This is a genomic window from Serratia sp. JSRIV001 (assembly GCF_019968745.1).
In the GTDB taxonomy this organism is placed as follows: domain Bacteria; phylum Pseudomonadota; class Gammaproteobacteria; order Enterobacterales; family Enterobacteriaceae; genus Chania; species Chania fonticola_B.
This window is the reverse complement of record NZ_CP074147.1, coordinates 5,050,227-5,069,877: the sequence shown is the minus strand read 5'-3', so window position 1 is coordinate 5,069,877 and position 19,651 is coordinate 5,050,227. Positions and strand designations below refer to the sequence as shown.

Sequence of the window (19,651 nt, the reverse complement as noted above, 5' to 3'; positions counted from 1 at the left end):
GGTCGCAATCTTGAATAAATGGGTTAAAACTCCACTTATAATGAACAAAAAGGTCTTAATTCTATGGAGAGCCTGACCAGTATCCTCTCGTTCGTGAAAACCGCAGAATCGCTGAGCTTTGTCTCTGCCGCACGTGCCATAGGCATTTCCGCGACGGCGGTAGGAAAGAATGTTGCGAGGCTTGAAGCGTCTCTGAACGTTCGCTTGTTTCAGCGCAGTACCCGCAAGGTTAGCCTCACTGTTGAAGGGGAAATGTTCTACGAACGATGTCGGAAAATCCTTGATGACTTGCAGGACGCTGAGGCCATGCTGTCGCATTCGGTTCAAGCTCCCCGAGGTCGTTTGCGGGTCAGTCTACCCACCATCGGGTACCGCTTTCTGTTACCCATGATGCCTGACTTTCGCAAAGCCTACCCAGAAGTTGAATTAGAGTTGGATTTCAACGATCAACTTGTTGATCTCATCAATGATGGGTTTGATGTGGTGATACGAAGCGGTGACCTTGTGGACTCGCGGCTGATGTCGCGTAGGCTTGGGCCTTTCCGTTTTGTTCTGTGTGCCGCCCCTGGTTATCTGGAACGTAAAGGACGACCTGAGAAGTTGCTCGATCTGGAGTTGCACGATTGCCTTCGTTACCGTTTTGTCACGACAGGTAAAATCATGGATTGGACATTAACGTCAGACCCGGAAATAACTCAGTTGCGTCTAAATTCTTCCCTTACGTTGAATAACATGGAGGCAATGCTGACGGCGACCATTGACGGGCATGGCATTGCTTACATGCCTGATTTTTTAGTCAAAGAGGCGTTGGCCGTGGGCGATATTGAGACGTTGCTTGATGCTCACACCAAGGATCAAGGGTTCTTTTGGGCGCTCTGGCCCTCAAGTCGGCATCTATCACCAAAGATTCGCGTATTTGTAGATTTTATCTGCAGCCAACTTTTTAAGCAGGGATAAGAGGCATGACGATATGGGTTACTGTGGCGGTGGGCAAAGCCGCCACCTGACTCAGGAGGCGCGTTTTTTACGCCAAACGACCAGCATCACGCCTAGCAGCCCAACGACCAACAACACCATCGGCAGGATCATCAGCCCGGCCATCACCTGATCTTCGTGGCGTTTAACCAGCGGGATTTGGCTAAAGGCATAGCCCAGCGTGACTACCGAGCCTACCCACAGCAAGCCGCTGAGCCAGTTAAAGATTTGAAAACGGGCGCTATTGAGGCCCGAAATACCGGCCATGGTAGGCAACAGGGTGCGTACAAATGCAAGGAAACGGCCAATCAGCAGAGCGACCAGGCCGTGGCGGTTAAACAGCATGTGTGCGCGCTGGTGGTATTGCGCCGGTAGCTGTAGCAACCAGCCTTTCACCACCGAGGTATGGCCAAGCCATCGTCCTTGCAGATAGCTGAGCCAACAGCCAAGGCTGGCGGCGACCGTCAGAATAATCAGCGTGGGGATAAAGTTCATCACGCCTTTGGCAATCAAGGCTCCGGCCAACAGCAGTAAGCTATCTCCGGGCAGGAAGGAAGCGGGCAACAAACCGTTTTCCAAAAACAAGGTGGTAAAAAGGACGGCATAAACCACCCAAATCACGCTGGGATCGGCAAGTGCAGTAAAGTCTTGCGTCCACAGTGCGTGAACAATCTCTCTTAATACATCCATTTTTTATCCTGAGGTGCCTGGGCTGACTTTCTATAGGCTACCGTGCTGTTATAGCCATGCTCACCGGTAAATTTAGGCCACACACGGCGGTAAGGCCCAAGAGCACAATATAGTGTACCGCTATTAGCTTAAGCGGACATTAAACAGAGCATAGAAAATGTGGCAAAGGCCGTAAAACTCGGAAAAAGTACAGGCGACCGTTGGGATGGCCAAGTAAAACGCCGTAAAACCTCGTGCCTTACTGTGTGATTTTATTCTAGCCACTCCTCATCAACCGGCGACTCTACGTAGATACTTTGCCTACTGCGTTCGTCTGGTCATCCAATAGGCATTTTCCCGCAGTGATGGCGTGAAATATTGACACCATTTATGGCCTGTTGGGGTAAAAGCCGCAGTTCGAGTGATGATTTTGTTAGCATTATGGGTAGGCAATGTTATGCTAAACGACGCGCAAACCCTGATAGTGACTGGGGGTGTATCATTTTTTGCTCGTCGATGCGTAATTCTTCAAATAATAATGATAACTACTATCAATCCCTGATTGGTTTGATATGATCGCACGCTGAATTCTTCCTTAAATGTTGAAATGGGTGGAGGCACAGCGTGAAAACGGCTGGCAAAATGACAAATCAAAGTGTTCAGGGCGCAGGCCGTGGGCAATGGGGCGCATTGGGGCGCAGTGTGATCGCCTCACTGGTATTGGTGGTGGGGTTGGCGGGCAACGCTCAGGCGGCTCCGGCCACTGCACCAGCAGTCGCTGAAAGCGTTGCCGCGGCAACGACACCGGCCACACCAACAGCGGTAACCCCAGTGGCGGGTACCCCGGAAAATATCACCCCGGTTAATCCTGAACCGACCATCCAACCGCCTGAAACGCGTGGTATGGACCTTTCCGTCTGGGGCATGTATCAGCACGCCGATATCGTGGTGAAAATCGTGATGATTGGCCTGGTGCTGGCGTCTATCGTCACCTGGACCATTCTGTTTGCCAAAGGCAGTGAGCTGTTTCGTTCCAAGCGCCGTCTGCGCCGTGAGCAGTTGGCGCTGGCCGACGTGCGTTCGCTGGACGATGCCTCCGAACTGGCGCAAAGCTTCTCGCAAGAGAGCATCAGTGCGGTGTTGCTGCAAGATGCGCAGAACGAACTGGAGCTGTCGGCGGCTTCTAATGACAACAACGGCATTAAAGAGCGTACCGGTTTCCGTCTGGAACGTCGCGTAGCGGCCTACGGGCGTCAGCTGGGGCGTGGCAATGGCTTCCTGGCCACCATCGGCGCCATTTCACCGTTTGTCGGCCTGTTCGGCACCGTATGGGGCATCATGAACAGCTTTATCGGCATTGCCCATTCGCAAACCACCAACCTGGCAGTGGTTGCCCCGGGGATTGCGGAAGCCTTGCTGGCCACCGCGCTCGGTCTGGTTGCAGCTATCCCTGCGGTAGTGATCTACAACATCTTCGCTCGCGTTATTGGCGGCCACCGTGCTCAGGTGGGCGATGTGGCGGCGCAGGTGCTGCTGCTGTTGGGCCGCGATCTGGATCTGGCGGCTTCGGCCGATGCCAAACGTTCGCAGCATGCGCACCAACTGCGGGTGGGGTGAGTTATGGCGATGCGCTTAAATGAAGATCTGGACGACAGCGGCGAACTGCATGAAATCAACGTGACGCCGTTTATCGACGTCATGCTGGTGCTGTTGATCATCTTTATGGTGGCTGCGCCGCTGGCAACGGTAGATATTCGTGTCGATCTGCCCGCCTCTTCCGCTAAACCGCAGCCGCGTCCGGAAAAACCGGTGTTCCTGTCGGTGAAGGCAGACAAGCAGCTGTACGTGGGTGATGAGCCGGTGACGGCGGAACAACTGACGGCGGTGCTGGATCAACGCACGCAGGCGAATAAAGAAACCACCATCTTCTTCCAGGCGGACAAGACCGTAGATTATGAAACGCTGATGAGCGTGATGGATACGCTACGCAAAGCCGGCTACCTGAAAGTGGGGCTGGTGGGAATGGAAGGCGTGGCCAAGTAATCTGAAACTCAGCCATTTCCTCTTCTTCGGGTTGCCTAACTCGAGGAAGAGGGCGCTATTACCTGTTTATCCCCGCGAAATCTGCCCCCTTCTCCCCTAATTCCCATGATACTGCTGACAACCTCAATCGACTTAACCCATTGATTATTTCAACGGGCCAGCCTGCAGCGCCCCTACGTGGTGAGCCGGTTGATATTTTCTCGGGCTATTTAGCCACGAGCATGTGCCGCAGCACGGGTGATTTGCTCATCGGTGGGACGCACGCCGGTGTACAACACAAACTGCTCCAAAGCCTGTAGAGCGATCACTTCGGCACCGGTCACCACCTGCAAACCCTGTTCCCGTGCATAGCGGATCAGCGGGGTTTCTGCTGGCAGTGCAACAACGTCGAAGGCGATTTTCGCAGCCTTGATAGTGGCCGGTTCAAAGGCCAACTGCTCGGCTTCGCTACCGCCCGCCATGCCGATCGGCGTGACGTTAATCACCATCTCAGCCTGCAAGTCGCCCACTTCTGGCTGCCACTGATAACCATATTGCGCTGCCAGCGCCTGGCCCGCCTGTGGGTTGCGCGCAATGATATGGCCGTTCTTGAACCCGGCATCGCGCAGGGCGGCGGTCACCGCCTTGGCCATACCGCCGCTGCCACGCAGAGCAAACGAGGTGGTCGGGGGGATCTGGTATTTCGCCAGTAGTTTGGCGATGGCGATATAGTCGGTGTTATAGGCTCGCAGGAAGCCGTCGTCGTTGACGATGGTATTGACCGACTCAATCGCCGTGGCCGACGCATCCAGCTCATCAAGGAACGGAATACAGCTCTCCTTGAACGGCATGGAAACCGCACAGCCGCGAATACCCAAAGCGCGCACGCCGCCGACCGCTGCCTGAATATCTTTGGTGGTGAACGCCTTATAGATGAAGTTCAGATCCAGTTCCTGATACAGATAGTTGTGGAAACGGGTGCCGAAATTGCCAGGCCGACCGGCCAGTGACATACACAGCTGCGTATCTTTGTTGATTTCACGACTCATAGCAGGTCCTTAGCGCATTGAAATAAGTGTCCCCACCGGCTAGCAAGCATCCGGCGGGGATAATCGGTTCAGCTTACGCCAAAAAACGGGTTATTGAGCACAAATTTTTCGGCATTGGTTTACCCCATTTTCGGGTAGACCCCAGGCCCGATAGGTAGCCCGAGCAGGTACCACACCACTAGCAGCAGGGTCCAGACGGCGAAGAACACCAACGGATAGGGCATGATCAGCACGTAGTAGGTGCCGAGTTTGGCATCTTTCAGGTAGCGCTGCAGAAAGCCAAGGAATAGCGGTAGGAATGGCGACATCGGGGCCAGCGGCAGCACGGATGAGTCCGCGATGCGGAAAATCATCTGGGCGAAGGCTGGGTGAAAGCCCAACAGCATAAACATCGGCACGAAGATCGGGGCCAGGATCGACCAGATGGCGGAGCCGCTGGCAATAAACATGCACAGGAAGGCCGACAGGAACATCAGGCCGAGGAACGCCGGTGCGCCGCTCATTCCGGCCGCCTCCAGCAGATCCGTCAGGCCGATGGCCATAAACTTGCCCATGTTGCTCCAGTTGAAGAACGCTACAAACTGCGACAGCGGGAACACCATGACGATAAAGCCCGCCATGTTCTTCATCGGCTCGACCAGCTGGTTGGGGATATCGTCTGGGCGTCGGATGCTCTTGGTGACGACGCCGTAAGTGATGGCGACGGTGAAGAAGAACAGGATGATGATCGGCACAATGCCTTTTATAAAGGGTGAAGGGATCACCGAGCCGGTTTGCGGATCGCGCAGTGGGGCACCCTCTGGCACTACCAGCGCGGCCATCACGGCGATAAACACCAGCGCGGCGATACCACTCATCATCAGACCACGGTTTTGTAATGGGGTGAGCGCTTCAAGTTTGTCATCGGAGGTGCCTTGCCATTTTGGTAGCCGTGGCTCGATAAATTTATCCGTTAGCAACGCGCCGGTAATGGTCAGTACGATCACCGAGGTGGCCATAAAGTACCAGTTATCAATCACGCTGACGTGGATTGCGCCGTCAACCGCTTTGGCCGCTTCGGTACTGATGCCGGAAAGCAGCACATCGGTGGTGACAATTAGCAGGTTGGCGGTAAACCCCGAGCCGACACCGGCGATCGCCGCCAGTAGCCCGGCAATGGGGTTACGCCCGACGGCCAGGAAGATCAACGCCCCCAGCGGCGGCATCACCACCAGCGCGGCATCGGAGGAAATATGGCTGAAGAAGGCGATAAACAGCACCATATAGCTGGCGTAGCCAGCGCTGACGTGTGAGGCCATTTTGTACATCAGCGCCTGCAACAGGCCGACCTTTTCCGCCAGACCGGCACCAATCACCAGCGCCAGGATCGCGCCCAATGGCGCAAATCCGCTGAAGTTGTGAATGATATTGGGGAGGATCCATTGTATTCCCTCCACGCTCAGCAGATTTTTTACCTGGATCATTTCCCCGGTAGCCGGGTTTTTCACCACCAGGCCCAACCAGGAAATGAGCGCGGTGGCGAGCATTAACACCACGATTAAATAAACGAATAACAGGAAGGGATTGGGAATTTTATTACCGATACGTTCTACCCAGTAAAAAATACGCCCGGGGCTTTTATTGGCGGATGATGCTATCTCACTCATGATATTACCCTCTTGTCCGTAATCAGATTTTTATAGTTTTAGGGATCGCGATAGTGATCTGGCTCGGAACGGGAGCCAGAACGGTCGGGATTTACTTCAAAGGCGAAGGTTTCACCCCCGCAGGGATGGGGCATTGGTATGGCTGTTCGGCACGTTGCTGGCGAAATTCCTCGCGGCAAGCGTTTAGCAAGGCGTTATCGCTCAGTAAGGCGACGGCGGTAGCGGCCATCACTTTACCTGCCAGGCACATGCCCTTATGGGCTATTGAGGTGCGGCCCTGGGCGACCAACTGCCAGGTATGCAACGGCGTCCCAAGAGCAAAGCAGGGGCTGAAGCACTGGGCCGTTGGCGTGACCCAACTGACGTCGCCGACGTCGGTAGAGCCGTACAGGATTTCTTGTGACTCCACGTAGGGGGCGACCTCGTCCATCAATACCTTATCGCCCAACTGCCTTACCCATTCCTGCCCAGCGACTCCACCGGTACGCGAAATGTTCAGCTTGGCATTACGCAGGTCGTCTTTACTGAGCGTTTGGCGGATCTCCGTGGCAAAACGCCGCTCTTCATCGTTGTAATCCGGCAAGCCGAAATCACACACGTACTGATACATCGCCTTTTCCAGGCGACGATTGGGGACGTAGTTGGAACAGGCTTTTTCAAAGTGCACTGTCATCTGGGTGTCGGTCATCAGCGCTGCACCTTTGGCAACGTTGACCAGGCGCTGGTAAATATCCTGCACCTGATCGAGCTGGGGAGCGCGTACCAGGTACAACACTTCGGCATCGGCCTGCACCACGTTGGGGGAACTGCCGCCGGTATTGGTGACCGCATAATGCAGCCGGGCTTCCTGCACGATATGTTCACGCAGAAAGTTGGCTCCGGTGTTCATCAGCGTCACGGCATCCAGCGCGCTGCGGCCGAGATGTGGCGAGTTGGCAGCGTGAGCGGCGACGCCCTTGAAGCGGAACGCGGCCTGAATATTGGCCAGGCTGCTGGTGTTGAACATGCCGCTGAAGCCTTCCGGGTGCCAGGTGAGAGCGGCATCCACATCGGCGAACAGCCCTTCACGGACCATAAAGGTTTTACCAGAGCCGCCTTCTTCTCCTGGGCAGCCGTAAAAGCGTATCGTGCCGGTTAACTGTTGCTGTTCCATCCAGGCTTTAACCGCAAAGGCCCCGGCCAGTGCAGCGGTGCCGAGCAGGTTATGCCCACAGCCATGACCATTGCCGTTTTCCACCAGCGGAGACGGGGTGGCACAGCCTGCATGCTGGCTCAGGCCGGCCAGCGCATCGTATTCACCCAATAAGGCGATCACCGGATGGCCGCTACCGAAGCTGGCAATAAACGCCGTTTCGATACCACCGACGCCGCGTTCAACCTCAAAACCCTCTTGTTCCATGGCGTTTGCCAGTAGCTCGGCGGAGTGGATTTCGGCAAAGCGGGTTTCCGGATGATCCCAGATCTCATCGCTTAAGGCACTGAAACGGGCCTGATGGCTATTGATGTAATGGTGAATAAAAGAGACCAGTTCCGGCTGTTTCATTCTGCGCTCCCAAAAGTCGGTAGGTTCAGTGCCAGGCTGGCCAGCGTTTTTACCGCCACGGTGAGGACCTGCTCGTCAAAATCAAATTTCTCGTTGTGATGACCGGCGCTAAGTTCGCAACCGAAAATCACATAGGTTGCTTGCCCACCGTGAGATTTCACCCGTTCCATCATGTAGGTGGCATCCTCAGAGCCCGCTGCCTGCTCGCGGCGATCAACGACTGAACTAAGTTCGCTGATGCTGAGTGCCTGGCGATGGATGTAATCCACCCAAGGTTGCGTCGGCTGGCTGCTTTGTGCTGCGCCCATCAGGGCGATGTCGTATTCCACCCCGTGCATGATGGCGGCCCCTCGGATGACGTTGAGCGCTTGTTGGTAAACAAACTCGTTGATCTCATTGGTGGCGCCGCGTGTCTCTACCTTCATAAGGGCGCTGTCTGCGATGACGTTACGGCCGGTGCCTGCTTGCAACACGCCAACGTTTATACGTGAGCTGCCTTCGCTGTGACGAGGGATGGCATACAGCCCAACGCAAGCCTGAGCCGCCGCCAGCAGCGCATTGCGGCCATCCTCGGGTTTGGCACCAGCATGGGAGGCCACGCCACGGAAAGTGACGTCCAGCTTGGTGGTAGCCATAAAGCTGTCGCTGCCGCACACCAGTTCCCCGGCCGGTACGCCAGTGCCGATATGCACGGCGGTAAAGAAATCGACGTCATCGACCACGCCGGCTTCCACCATCGATTTGGCCCCGCGAGTACCTTCCTCGGCCGGTTGGAAGATCAGCTTGATGCGGCCATGCAGCTGTGGCTCCAGGCTCTTGAATACCCGCGCCAACCCCAGGCCGATGGTGGTATGCCCATCGTGCCCGCAGGCGTGCATCATGCCGCTATTGCAGGAGGCGAAACCTTCACGAAATGGCAGATGGTCGGGATGCAGCAGTTCGTTGAGATCGAGCGCGTCCATATCGATGCGAAAGGCGATGGTGGGGCCAGGGCGGCCGGTATCCAGCGTGGCGACAATGCCGGTAAACCCGCCGGAAAAGAAGGGTAGCCACTTCGCCAGGGCACCTTGTTCGATGGCTCGCTGTTCCTGCGCCGCCAGGATTTGTGCAGAGGGGAGTCCCATGCGGGCTTCGGCGTTGATCACCTCGTGGCCGAGTTGCAACTGGTAACCTAATCGATCCAACTCTTCTGCCACCAGCGAAGCGGTACGAAATTCAAGCCAGCCGGATTCGGCATGATGGTGGAAGTCACGGCGCCAGGCTTGCAGTTGCGGATACAGTTCGGTCACCAACGTTGAAAGCGGAGTGTTCATAGCAGTTTTCCATTAGTTATCACGCCTTGAATGAAATTCAGGCAGCAGTGGAGGTCAGGCAATTAAATTAAAATTGAATATTTGCGTAATTAGTTACTAAAAAGCCGTGAATGGCGCTTATTGAGCGCGATACTGCGTTTAAATAAGAGAAATGATGATTGGGTTATTTATTCTGTTTTTTTCGAATGTACACAATGGTATCGGGTTAAATAAGATGCCAATATCTTGCTACTGATAAACAACGGTTATCGCAAATCGCCTATGCCAGCCTCGATAAAATTGCACCAGTTACGCGCCTTTGTGGAAGTCAGCCGCCAGGGCAGTATTCGCGCCGCCAGCCGTACCTGTAACCTTTCCCAGCCTGCGTTGACCAAGTCGATTCAGGAGTTGGAGGAGGTGCTCGGCGCCAAGCTGTTTGTCCGCCGCAGCAAAGGGGTGGTATTAACCGACTGCGGTGATAACTTTTTTCAGCATGCCAGCCTGATCCTCGAAGAACTGCGGGTGGCGCAGGAAGATATTCAGCAGCGGTTGGGGTTAGCGGGTGGCTCTGTCAATATCGGCGTCGGTGGCAGCGTTGCCCGCACGGTAATGCCGAAAGTGATCACCCAGTTTCACCTCGAATATCCCAATGTGAAGGTGCGCATCGTGGAGGGGCAACTGGTCTCGATGATCCCGGAGCTACGCCAGGGGGAATTGGATTTTACCATTAATACCTACTACCCCAGCAGCATGGACAATGAGTTGAGCTTTGAGCGGCTGATGGAAAGAGAATACAAGGTGGTGGTACGCAAGGGGCACCCGTGTGAAAACGCCCGCACGCTCAAGGAGCTGCAACATTGCGATTGGACTATGCCAACCCCCAATGGCAGCTACTACCGCCTGCTACATGAACTGTTTGGTGATATGGGGATGGCACCGGCGATCAGCGTCACCTGCGAAACCTTTATGGCCTGTACCAGCCTGGTGGCGCAGAGTGACTTTGTCAGCATTTTGTCGGTTGATGTGATCTCCGATCCGATCCTGGGCCGCCATCTGGTAGCATTGGAATTGGACGAAGCCTTACCACAAGCTACCTTCTACCTGATCCAACGAAAGGATACGACGCTCACGCCGATGGGGGCCTACCTGGCTCGCCTGTTCAGGCAGCACTGCCGGTAGCCACCTATCCGTGGTGCCGCTAGTGGCGAATACAGACGATCAGAGGATTGGTAAACCCTTTGATAATAATGGCATTTTTATCTAACCCCCTGATCTTTGAGTAAAACCCGATGCCCGGGGTTTGCGGTAATACTCGGTTCTGCCAAAGGTCTGCTGGCGTATTATCCGTGGGGTGGCTCTCTGTTCGGGTAAAGACGATTTCGTTCACGTTTTCCAGCTCCGATGGGGCGACGGTAAAGTAGACGGTCCTTCGCAGGATATAGTCATTGCCCTTATTCTTGATTGAGCCGGAAAACTTTAAAATCCCATCATAAGCCGACCTGAAAATGACGTCGATATGAGTGTTGACCTCAACTTCGTCAGCTTCATTGATTCTGAGGTGCGCGAACAATTGAGCATCGCAATGGAACGGCTTGCGGGACTGTACCTGATATATATAAAAAAGAGTTGAACATAAGCTAATAACCAACAGCAGGGCTACGACGATCTTTTTCATGTTTTTACTCTACTGTTTTGTAATTTAAACAATTTTTATAGCTGGCGGCATCAATTTTACTGCAGGCAGCGAGCAGCCGGACTCTGAAACGGTCGTTATTAGGGTGTGCCTCTGCATAAAAAACATCTAGCTCCTCCCGCGAACAGTCTATGCCTTCTGCTGCTATCTCTTTGATGATCTTAGCGGTAAAAGCTTTATTTGGCTTGTCATCATTTAAGTTATAGATGCTACATTTTTCATGAGTCACCACGAAGTTCACGCTCTCTTTTTGGCTATGTCTCAGCATAGTCGTGCCAGTTACTGTGGTCAGTAACAGTAAAACTGCAAGTATGTAAATTATCATCTTGTGTTTTTTTAACGATAAATAGATTGATTGATGCTCTCCTTGCTCGGTCATTGTAGACACTGGGTTTTCTGAAAAGGTGCTGTATTTGTCAGTGACAGGAACCCCGTTGTTCGGCGCTGCTTCTGTTATTCCCTGAACCGATTTTTGTATCGGATGGATTTCCGCATCCATTCTAAAACCGACGCGGGGCACGGTGGAAATGATATCTTTACTCACGCCGAGATTAGTGAAGGCTTTGCGTAACTCACTAATATGGTTATTCAGGCTGGCATTAGACGGCGAAAAACCATAGTCCGCCCAGACGTTTTTTAGCAGGTCATCGCGAGCAAGGTTGACCCTATTGTTGTTAATCAACTCACTGAGTAACCGGGTTGCTGGCTTTGATAATTCAACAGATTGCTGAATGTCATTTTTAACCGTCAATATTCTATTGTCAGGATCAAAGATAATATTAAGGTTTATTATATATTTCATGGCGATAACCGAGCATCCTTGGTGTTAGTGTTGAACTGCGTCCAGTGATAAGAATAGTCTTAATGGTTTGACTGTGCGTAGGAATTTAGTGGTAACCCGCTACCGTAGTCAACCCTGATTTGAACTATTTTTTCAGCAATAATAACTAGTTGAATTCAAGACAGTATTACCTACTCGCATATCGGTTTTTTTTCGCTCAAAATGACATTAAATATATTAAAGTTGATAATTTTTAGTGGTTAATTCTAATTTTTGCGTATTAATCAGGTTATTTTGCTTGTTCATTATCTGATCATTAAGATTTATCGCAACGCCAAACCACCGGCAAAAGCGTTTAAAGAGTGTACGTAATGGTGAAGTCGGTAAAGTGACTCCTTTCTTCACAGGCAACGTTGGTGCTGTCGCAGACCCTGGTAAATTGGGGGCTGCTCTTGTCATTGAGGATGCTAACTGTCCTATTAAACTGACTGAGTCAACCACTATCCAAAAGCTGCAAAAAGGCATAATACCTTGAGCTTCATTGCCTATCTGCAGGGTGATGGTGCGTCTGCCACTGTTACCAAAGGCAAATTCAAGGCGGTTGCCAGCTTCCACTTTAGCTGACCAGTAATCGGCTACGTCATTATAGGCATAACCTATTTTGGGCATGCGGAGGTATCCGCATCCCTTGTTTGAGGGCGACAGCGTCAAGGATGATTTTCCATATAAACGAAACCCATATTATCGCCGTGTTTTCTTGCCGATTCATAAGGAACTAAAATGACACCACATATTGTTATCACTATTCAGGATAGCAACCGTTATTTTGCTCTGGGCATTCAACATATTTTGCAGGACTATTTTCTCGCTAAAGGCTGTACATGGAGTTTTGTGCCAGTTGCGCCTGGGATAGCGATCGACCTGATGGTTTGTGTCAACCCCTTTGGCTGGTCATCGCGGTTCAATTCCCGCCGGGAAAATCCGGTAAATCGGCGGCTTGGGACGATTATCATACGTGATACGGCCGCTGAGAATATAATACGTCAGCATGAGCTCGCCCTATTAGGTCGCAAGGAACGGCCTGATGCCGTGGTGCATTTGGTTGAGGAGATGTTTGAGCAGGCAAGTCGGTCGTCTCTGACAGACAATACGGTAAGTCCGTGTCGGCATTTGCATCTGACCCCGCGCGAGCGCGACGTTTTGCAAGGGATCTCAGAGGAATTAACACCTGACGAGATCGCGAGTAAACTTTCGCTGAACGTCAAGACCGTCAGCACCCATAAACTCACGGCGATGCGCAAGCTCGGCTTCAAGCGTAATGGCGAATTATATTACTGGCTGCGGCAAGGTGGCCTGTGGTAGGGGAATAGTCCGCGTATGCCGGTTGGTTTTCGCCGTATTGTTTTTTCTCCATGCTTACGACACTATCTCAGGCAAAATTCACTCGGGATGAGAGTGAGCACTGGAGATAAGTAAGGATATCGATGAAAAAACTCATAGTAGCCGCGGTGGTCTCAACCATCGCTGGTACCAGCCAGTTCGCACAGGCCTCCTCCGATGAAACCGGGTGCAGTTGGAGTGATTATTGCGCAATGGGCGGTGTGCCCTACCTGGCCGCCGATAATGATACCCGCGTCAATCTGCTGATGCTGGCTGCGGGAATGCGTAAATTACCCGTGGCACTGTCGTCGTTGCCGCAGGATATTAGCCGTAGCAGAGGATACACGTTTGGCGTGTTCCCTGGTGAAGCCGCCACTGAAACCGATCAGGCCACCGCACCTGCTCAAACTGCCGTACTGCAGGATAATCCTCTCAATATACAGGCGTTAAGCTTAGGCATTAAACCGTCGGGATTAACCGGGGTTTCAACAGAAAACGAGGGGCGTTGGGTTTCTAATAATCCAGACTCATTAAGCCAATTTTTCCAGGCCCTGCTGGCAGACCAGCAGCTAGATCAGGCCGAACGCGACTTACTGGCGTTGCGCCGGGCCAAAATTTACCGGGGGGAAGCGCAGCCGGAGCAATTTTTACCGCTGATGGCAAACTATGCCGCAGGTTCCCATGCAGCGGCGTTCAGAGATTACCTCACCAGTGCGGAACAGTTTTATCAGGGGCAGTTTGCTGATGCGGATACCGGGTTCCAAAGGCTTAAAGAATCGGATCAGATTTGGGTAGCCGAAACCGCCGCTTATATGCTGTTCCGTGTGGCCTTGAACCAGATCACTGAAAATGCCACGGATCAGTACGGCATGTTCGATCCGCAGCGGGCTAATAAAGAGGCGGGTGCCCTGGCATTGCAACGTGCGCAGGCCTATCTGGCCGCTTATCCCAAAGGCGAATATGTGGATTCCGTGCAGGGATTACAGCGCCGGGTGAATTGGTATCTGTCCGACTGGCCGCGTTTGGCACAGTTGTATGAAAGCGAGATAACCGCGGCCACCGATATCAATACGCTTGGCGCGATGATTGATGAAGGGGACCAAATTCTACTGAGCCGCAACATTCCTTATGACAGTGCGGAGTCGCCCTTTGTCAGCAGTGCCGATGCCCCGTTGTTGACCTTCACCCAAACCATGAAGTGGTTGCGCAAATACAATCTCGATAACCAGTCGATGCCGAAAGTGACCGATGAGATGCTGCAGGGGTACAAACCGATGTTTGTTGCCGCCAATCAGCTTCCGCTCTGGGAATATATGCATAATGCCTGGCTGTTCTATCAGCAAAAGGATTATGCCGCGGTCATCAAGGCGATCCAGCCTGCGGCACAGCTGGCAGCGAACGATCTTATCGCGTTCAGCCAACAGGTCCTCTACGGCGATGCCCTGGTGATGCAGGAAAATTGGCAGGCTGCCGAAGCCCATTGGCGTCATCTGCTTGGCATGAAGCTTGCCCCTTACCAGCAACAGTATCTGCAGCTGATGTTGGCCACCGCCTTGGTGCAGGAAAATAAAACGGCGGCTATTTTTGCCCCAGACAGCCCAATCAATAACCTGCGTTATCGCTCCGTGGTGCTCAAAAGCCTGGCCAATAAAGCGTTGCTGCAACAGCAGGCCGTAGGCGCACCCAATGACGAAGAAAAGACCATCGCTCTGCATACGCTGCTGTTTAAGGATTTGATGGTGGGTGACTATCAGGGGTTTATTGACGACAGCCAACTGAAAAAAAATATCAAACAGACGCCTGACCCGCAGGTGTTTGGCGATGTTGCACTCAGCGTTTTCGATTGGGATGGCAGCCGGACGGAGCCTGGTTATTTCTGTACTTCTTTAGACGCTAACGTTGCCGTATTGGCAAAGAACAAGACTGATGCACACGCCATGAACTGCGTGGCAGAGTTCTTGCGTACCACCTTTGCCGATATCAGCACGGAAGCGGAAATGGGGGGCAATGAACAGTTGGATGATCTGGCTGGGGTCGAACTGAGTAATGATAAAGCGCACGGCAGATTAAAATATTATCAGCAAGTGATCGCCGATCCCAAGGCCGAACCGGAAGATAAAACCTATGCGTTGTACCGGGCAGTGATGTGTTTCTCTCCTTCCGGCTACAACAGCTGCGATCGGCAGGAGATCTCACAAAAAACTCGCCAACGTTGGTTTAACCTGTTGAAGAGCCAGTATAAAGGTAACCAGTGGGAACAAAAGCTCAAATACTATTGGTGATGCGCGTATTGCTGCTGCTGTGGTTGCCAATCTCTGCAACCGCCGCAGCGGCGGATAACGCAGCTGGCCGGTATGTAAATGCGCATGATTACCGCGCATTCTGGCTTTGGTCCGGCGTTTGGCCGCAGCCTGCGTTGCAGCAGGCCGATTTGCTCTATCTCCATCAGGGTGAAATCGTGAACGGCCGCCAGGGCGCTCGTTTTCTGAAGCTGGGATTGCCGTTGAGCAAGCTCCAGGCGCCTGCCGTCTGGATCACCGTACGTGTCGCAACCCTGGACATATCCGACGAGGTATTGGCCTCGGCGGTGCGTCTGCCTGCTCGTTGGGCTGCGGCAGGCAATCGGGTGGTAGGGCTACAGATCGACTTTGACGCGGCAACCTATCAACTGGATAAGTACGCGGAGTTTCTCGACAAACTGCGCGGTCGTTTACCCAAAGAATATGCTTTGGGAGTGACTGGCCTGCTCGATTGGGCAAAGACCGGTAACGTCAGCCAGTTGAATGCATTACCGATCGATGAGTTGGTGATCCAAACCTATCAGGGGCGGCGCACGGTCACGGAATATGAACGCTATCTCCCCGCGCTACTTAAGCTACAAATCCCCTTCAAAATCGGTCTGGTGCAGCAGGGCGACTGGAACGCCGAGTGGCAACGGCGGCTGACCACATCGCCTTATTATCGCGGTGAGGTGGTTTTTTTGTTGAATACGAGCCTGTAGTTTTTGATTTTATATAAGTATATCAATTGGATAATCATATTATTTGCTTATGCTAGTAGGCAGAACTTAGCTGGTCTAAAAATAGGTATGAATCGAACGATTCATGCCTATTTGAACGACTGAGGAAATTGCCATGATTAGCTTTACGGCCAACCAGGCCAAAACCCAGTTTGGCGAGATGATAACTAAAGCTCAGCGTGAGCCGATCAGCATCACCAAAAACGGTAAACCTTCCGTAGTGGTTATGTCTGTTGAGGATTACAACGAGTTTGAGGCGTTGAAACTGCAAAGCTTGCGCGCCAAGCTTGCGCAGTCCATTGCTCAGGCAGAGGCTGGCCAGTTGCATGAGGGTGAACAGGTATTTGACGAGTTGATGAAGGTTCTTTAATGGTTAACTACAAACTGACTGACGATGCGCGAGAGGATTTGTGCGAAATAAAGGGTTTTTCTCTAAGGCAGTTTGGTTCGTTGACAACACGGGAATACTTGGCTGGAATGCGTGTCACTATGCAGCATCTGGCTAATATGCCGGGGATGGGCACTAATGAAGTTGAGAGTTTAGGGTTGGATATATGGAGTTTTCCGTATATGAGCCATACGACCTATTATCAACGTGCCGCTGATGGAATTTCTATCATCGGCGTTGTTCACCAGAGTCGCCTACCAACGTTGTTATTAAATCGTCGGATATGAACATAGGATGAAGGAGCTCTCTTTGGCTGTTTTTTTGCGCTCCTGTTTTGCAGACTATTTATGTAGGGGCGTAGCATGCAGTACCCATCCAAACCCCGTTCCAGCCTTTAACCCCCACCACTAAACACTGACTAAACAGCCGAGGATTTTAACCATGTTTAGTAATGCCATGGCGCTAGGCTTGATAGCTTTCACAAAAGCATCACGCAACCGCGGCGCGGCTGGTAAAGTCGCTTGATTGAGTCATATCTCCGCTATAAATTGATCTGCATCGTTTCACTAAAACGATACAGATAATGCCAGGTCGTATATTTAATATATTGATTATTATGTTAATTAATGGCGTGTCGTGCATAAGTTAACCGATTAACGTCAGCACCGGAGGGGGAGCGAAAACATGGCCAATATTCGTGATGTCGCACATCTCGCCGGTGTTTCCGTGAGCAGCGTTTCCAACGTGTTAAATGGGCGTAGTAATCAAATGCGCCCGGAAACCCGGCTGCGTATCGAACAGGTGATGCGCGAATTGAACTATCAGCCCAACAGAGTGGCGCAGCAGTTGAAAACCGGGCATGCCCGGATGATCGGTCTGCTGGTTCCCTCGATCGTCAACCCCAGCTTTTCTGCCCTGGCTCGCGAGGTTGACCTGGCGGCTAAAGAACACCGCTACCGGGTGTTGTTGGGCAACACCTATCGGCAAGAAGATGAAGAGCGCACCTTTATCGAAGATATGTTCGCCCATGGGGTGCGGGGCATTATCGTTGCGGCGAGTGATATCCGTAAGACCCATTTTGCACAGGCTGCCGAAATGGGAATGATGATCGTCAACTACGATAACCGGATGGTGGGGAGTTTCACCGCTGATGCCCGGTTATTCGACAGCGTCTCAATGGACAACGTAGAGGCCGGGCGGTTGGCGGCTCAACACCTGATCGAACGCGGTTGCCGCAATATCATCTTTGCCACCGAGGCCAGTCTGACCATGAGCCGCAGCCATAAGATTGAAGGGTTTCTCACCGTGGTGCGTAATCATCGCCTGCCCGCTCAGCAACGGGTGATAGAAGGCAAAGCCAGCGGAGAGTATGGCGATACCGAGATGGCCGAACTGGGCTTTACCCTGGCCGCTCAGGTACTTGCTCTTTCTCCGCGCCCGGATGGCGTGGTGGCTATCAACGATGCTCTGGGTATCGGCCTGTTGGCGGGGCTGCGGGAAGCGGGAGTGGTGGTGCCTGGTGAGATATCGGTGGTGGGTATCGACAATATTCCGCTCTCGGGGTTGGTGTGGCCCGCGCTGACCTCCATCATGCCACCGCTTGCCGAGATGGCCCAGGTGATGGTGGGGCGCCTATTGCAACGCGTAGGGGATCCTACATTAGCCCCTGAAGAGTTTATATTCCCACCGACGTTAGTCAGCCGCCAGTCGGTAATAACCATTACGCCATAACGCGCAAAGAGTCACGAGAACGATTAAATAGCATTATTTATTGTCAGGTAAATATACCTGCACCCTTCAGGTACGCCTGTAGCAGATTATTATTCCGATTAACAACATTGGAAGTATTCTATTATGCAAAAAAGAACGCCTCAGGAAATTGAACGCAGTGCCATTAGAAAAATGACGCTGAATATTGTCCCGTTAATGATCTTATTATACTTTCTGGCTTTTTTAGATCGTAATAATATGGCCTATGCGGCAATGGCATTGGAGGATAGCCTGGGGTTAACCGCCACGGCTTTTGGCTTTGCCTCTGGGATATTCTTTATCGGCTATTTTATGTTTGAAATTCCCAGTAATGCGGGAACCATCAAGTTTGGCCCACGAATCTGGTTTGCCAGGATCCTTATCACCTGGGGGATATTTGCCGTATTGATGGGTTTTGTCCGCACGCCGATGGAGTTGTATATCTGTCGGTTTATGTTGGGTGTCTGTGAGGCGGGGTTTTTCCCCTCGGTCGTCTATTACTTCACGGTATTTTTCCCGGAGAAGTACCGCACCAAAATCCTCGGCATGTTTATCATCGTACAGCCGTTGTCGAACGCTATCGGCTCACCGATTTCCGGGCTGATCCTTAACGTTGAGCATGGCTGGTTTGGCCTGGAACCCTGGCAGTGGCTGTTTATCCTTGAAGGTATTCCACCGGTGATTATTGGCCTGTTTATCCCTTTTCTTATCAAGAACTCACCGAAGGATGTGGGCTATCTCGATGTGGAAGAGAAAGCCTGGCTAATGGACAACACCACCCGCAGTAAATCGGGTTCCAAGGTCAAGCTGTCTGATTTTGTGCAGGGCATAAAAAATAAAAAGTATCTGTTATACGCCATGTTGAATTTTGGCATGGTGTGCGGGATCTACGGTTTTGGGATGTGGCTGCCCTCCATCATTACGGCTATCTCTGGCGATGACATTTTCCGCGTAAGCCTGATTGCCTTTATTCCCTACGGGTTGGCCGCCTTGCTGGTTTATCCGTGGAGCCTATGGGCCAGTAAAAGCAAAAAAATTGGTGTGTTTGCCGGCATCAGCATGATTGTTGCTGCCTTTGGCCTGATAGGTGCCGTGGTGTTCTTTAACTATAACGTGTTTGTCGCGCTGATGTTCCTGAGCGTGGCTGCCATAGGTATCTATACCTCGGTTCCTTCATTCCTTTCCATGCCAGCCAATATTTCTACCGGGGCGGCGGCAGCGGCCGGACTGGCAGTGGTGAGCTGTATCGGCAATATCGGGGGGTTTGTCGCTCCTTATGTGGTCGGGTTATTAAAGGATGTCAGTAACAGCAATACTCCGGGGCTGGTTTTCCTGTCGCTGTGTTTATTGGTTACCGGATTGATCTGCATTTTTTACTGCGCCAAACAGCGTGAGGGCGTTATTCGCTCATAACTGGTTTTATCTACAAATAATCAAGAGGCAAT

Annotated in this window: 19 protein-coding genes; 11 read left to right on the top strand and 8 right to left on the bottom strand. The window is 52.3% G+C overall.

The genetic code is table 11. The features are described 5' to 3' along the window. Nucleotides 1-63 precede the first annotated feature (63 nt). Complete coding sequence (locus KGP17_RS23505) at nt 64-957, top strand: LysR family transcriptional regulator (protein ID WP_161713812.1); 894 nt, start codon at nt 64-66, stop codon at nt 955-957. A 51-nt stretch (nt 958-1,008) separates the two neighbouring features. On the opposite strand, the gene KGP17_RS23500 is transcribed toward KGP17_RS23505, so the two are convergent. Next, nucleotides 1,009-1,665 carry a DedA family protein gene (locus tag KGP17_RS23500; protein ID WP_021806837.1) on the bottom strand — a complete coding sequence of 219 codons (657 nt, stop codon included), beginning with the start codon at nt 1,663-1,665 and terminating at the stop codon, nt 1,009-1,011. 603 nt (nt 1,666-2,268) lie between these two features. Between KGP17_RS23500 and exbB the strand changes: the two genes are divergently transcribed. Further along, nucleotides 2,269-3,261 carry a tol-pal system-associated acyl-CoA thioesterase gene (exbB, locus tag KGP17_RS23495; RefSeq protein WP_223498484.1) on the top strand — a complete coding sequence of 331 codons (993 nt, stop codon included), beginning with the start codon at nt 2,269-2,271 and terminating at the stop codon, nt 3,259-3,261. Between the two features lie 3 nt (nt 3,262-3,264). Further along, nucleotides 3,265-3,687 (top strand): TonB system transport protein ExbD, encoded by a 423-nt coding sequence (exbD, locus tag KGP17_RS23490; RefSeq protein ID WP_021179543.1) that lies wholly within the window; start codon nt 3,265-3,267, stop codon nt 3,685-3,687. A 209-nt stretch (nt 3,688-3,896) separates the two neighbouring features. Here exbD and KGP17_RS23485 read toward each other — a convergent pair whose 3' ends face one another. The 4 genes from KGP17_RS23485 to KGP17_RS23470 all read right to left on the bottom strand — a co-directional run bounded on the left by KGP17_RS23485 (nt 3,897) and on the right by KGP17_RS23470 (nt 9,217). Then, entirely contained in the window at nt 3,897-4,715 is an 819-nt protein-coding gene (locus KGP17_RS23485; RefSeq protein ID WP_024529128.1) for a shikimate 5-dehydrogenase, read from the bottom strand. Nucleotides 4,716-4,834: 119 nt separating this feature from the next. Beyond that, nucleotides 4,835-6,361 (bottom strand): p-aminobenzoyl-glutamate transporter, encoded by a 1,527-nt coding sequence (gene abgT, locus KGP17_RS23480; protein ID WP_098929779.1) that lies wholly within the window; start codon nt 6,359-6,361, stop codon nt 4,835-4,837. Nucleotides 6,362-6,452: 91 nt separating this feature from the next. After that, complete coding sequence (locus KGP17_RS23475; RefSeq protein WP_223498483.1) at nt 6,453-7,904, bottom strand: M20 family metallopeptidase; 1,452 nt, start codon at nt 7,902-7,904, stop codon at nt 6,453-6,455. Next, nucleotides 7,901-9,217 (bottom strand): M20 family metallo-hydrolase, encoded by a 1,317-nt coding sequence (locus KGP17_RS23470; RefSeq protein ID WP_223498482.1) that lies wholly within the window; start codon nt 9,215-9,217, stop codon nt 7,901-7,903. The genes KGP17_RS23475 and KGP17_RS23470 overlap by 4 nt, the downstream gene beginning before the upstream one ends. Nucleotides 9,218-9,478: 261 nt before the next feature. On the opposite strand from KGP17_RS23470, the gene KGP17_RS23465 reads away from it, so the two are divergent. Next, the gene (locus KGP17_RS23465; RefSeq protein WP_223499721.1) at nt 9,479-10,375 is read left to right on the top strand and encodes a LysR family transcriptional regulator; all 897 of its coding nucleotides are present in this window, start codon (nt 9,479-9,481) and stop codon (nt 10,373-10,375) included. Between the two features lie 19 nt (nt 10,376-10,394). Here the strand turns inward: KGP17_RS23465 and KGP17_RS23460 are convergent, their stop codons facing one another. The 3 genes from KGP17_RS23460 to KGP17_RS23450 form a co-directional block, all read right to left on the bottom strand. Next, nucleotides 10,395-10,871, bottom strand: coding sequence for a hypothetical protein (locus KGP17_RS23460; RefSeq protein WP_024529124.1), 477 nt, complete (start codon nt 10,869-10,871; stop codon nt 10,395-10,397). A gap of 4 nt (nt 10,872-10,875) precedes the next feature. Beyond that, the gene (locus KGP17_RS23455) at nt 10,876-11,691 is read right to left on the bottom strand and encodes a winged helix-turn-helix domain-containing protein (protein ID WP_223498481.1); all 816 of its coding nucleotides are present in this window, start codon (nt 11,689-11,691) and stop codon (nt 10,876-10,878) included. Nucleotides 11,692-11,907: 216 nt separating this feature from the next. After that, nucleotides 11,908-12,339, bottom strand: a complete 432-nt coding sequence (locus KGP17_RS23450) for a hypothetical protein (protein WP_223498480.1) — start codon at nt 12,337-12,339, stop codon at nt 11,908-11,910. Between the two features lie 111 nt (nt 12,340-12,450). Here KGP17_RS23450 and KGP17_RS23445 point away from each other — a divergent pair, with 111 nt between their 5' ends. The 7 genes from KGP17_RS23445 (at nt 12,451) to KGP17_RS23415 (ending at nt 19,619) form a co-directional block, all read left to right on the top strand. After that, nucleotides 12,451-13,032, top strand: a complete 582-nt coding sequence (locus tag KGP17_RS23445; protein WP_199063227.1) for a LuxR C-terminal-related transcriptional regulator — start codon at nt 12,451-12,453, stop codon at nt 13,030-13,032. A gap of 122 nt (nt 13,033-13,154) precedes the next feature. Continuing rightward, nucleotides 13,155-15,332, top strand: a complete 2,178-nt coding sequence (locus KGP17_RS23440) for a hypothetical protein (RefSeq protein WP_223498479.1) — start codon at nt 13,155-13,157, stop codon at nt 15,330-15,332. Next, complete coding sequence (locus KGP17_RS23435) at nt 15,302-16,051, top strand: DUF3142 domain-containing protein (RefSeq protein WP_074031249.1); 750 nt, start codon at nt 15,302-15,304, stop codon at nt 16,049-16,051. The genes KGP17_RS23440 and KGP17_RS23435 overlap by 31 nt, the downstream gene beginning before the upstream one ends. 133 nt (nt 16,052-16,184) lie before the next feature. Continuing rightward, nucleotides 16,185-16,439, top strand: a complete 255-nt coding sequence (locus KGP17_RS23430; RefSeq protein ID WP_223498478.1) for a type II toxin-antitoxin system Phd/YefM family antitoxin — start codon at nt 16,185-16,187, stop codon at nt 16,437-16,439. Further along, a complete protein-coding gene (locus tag KGP17_RS23425; RefSeq protein WP_161713820.1) occupies nt 16,439-16,744 on the top strand; it encodes a type II toxin-antitoxin system RelE/ParE family toxin in 306 nt (101 codons plus the stop codon). The genes KGP17_RS23430 and KGP17_RS23425 overlap by 1 nt, the downstream gene beginning before the upstream one ends. A 397-nt stretch (nt 16,745-17,141) precedes the next feature. Then, a complete protein-coding gene (locus tag KGP17_RS23420; protein WP_223498477.1) occupies nt 17,142-18,188 on the top strand; it encodes a LacI family DNA-binding transcriptional regulator in 1,047 nt (348 codons plus the stop codon). Between the two features lie 123 nt (nt 18,189-18,311). Beyond that, complete coding sequence (locus KGP17_RS23415) at nt 18,312-19,619, top strand: MFS transporter (RefSeq protein WP_074031251.1); 1,308 nt, start codon at nt 18,312-18,314, stop codon at nt 19,617-19,619. Nucleotides 19,620-19,651: the final 32 nt, after the last annotated feature.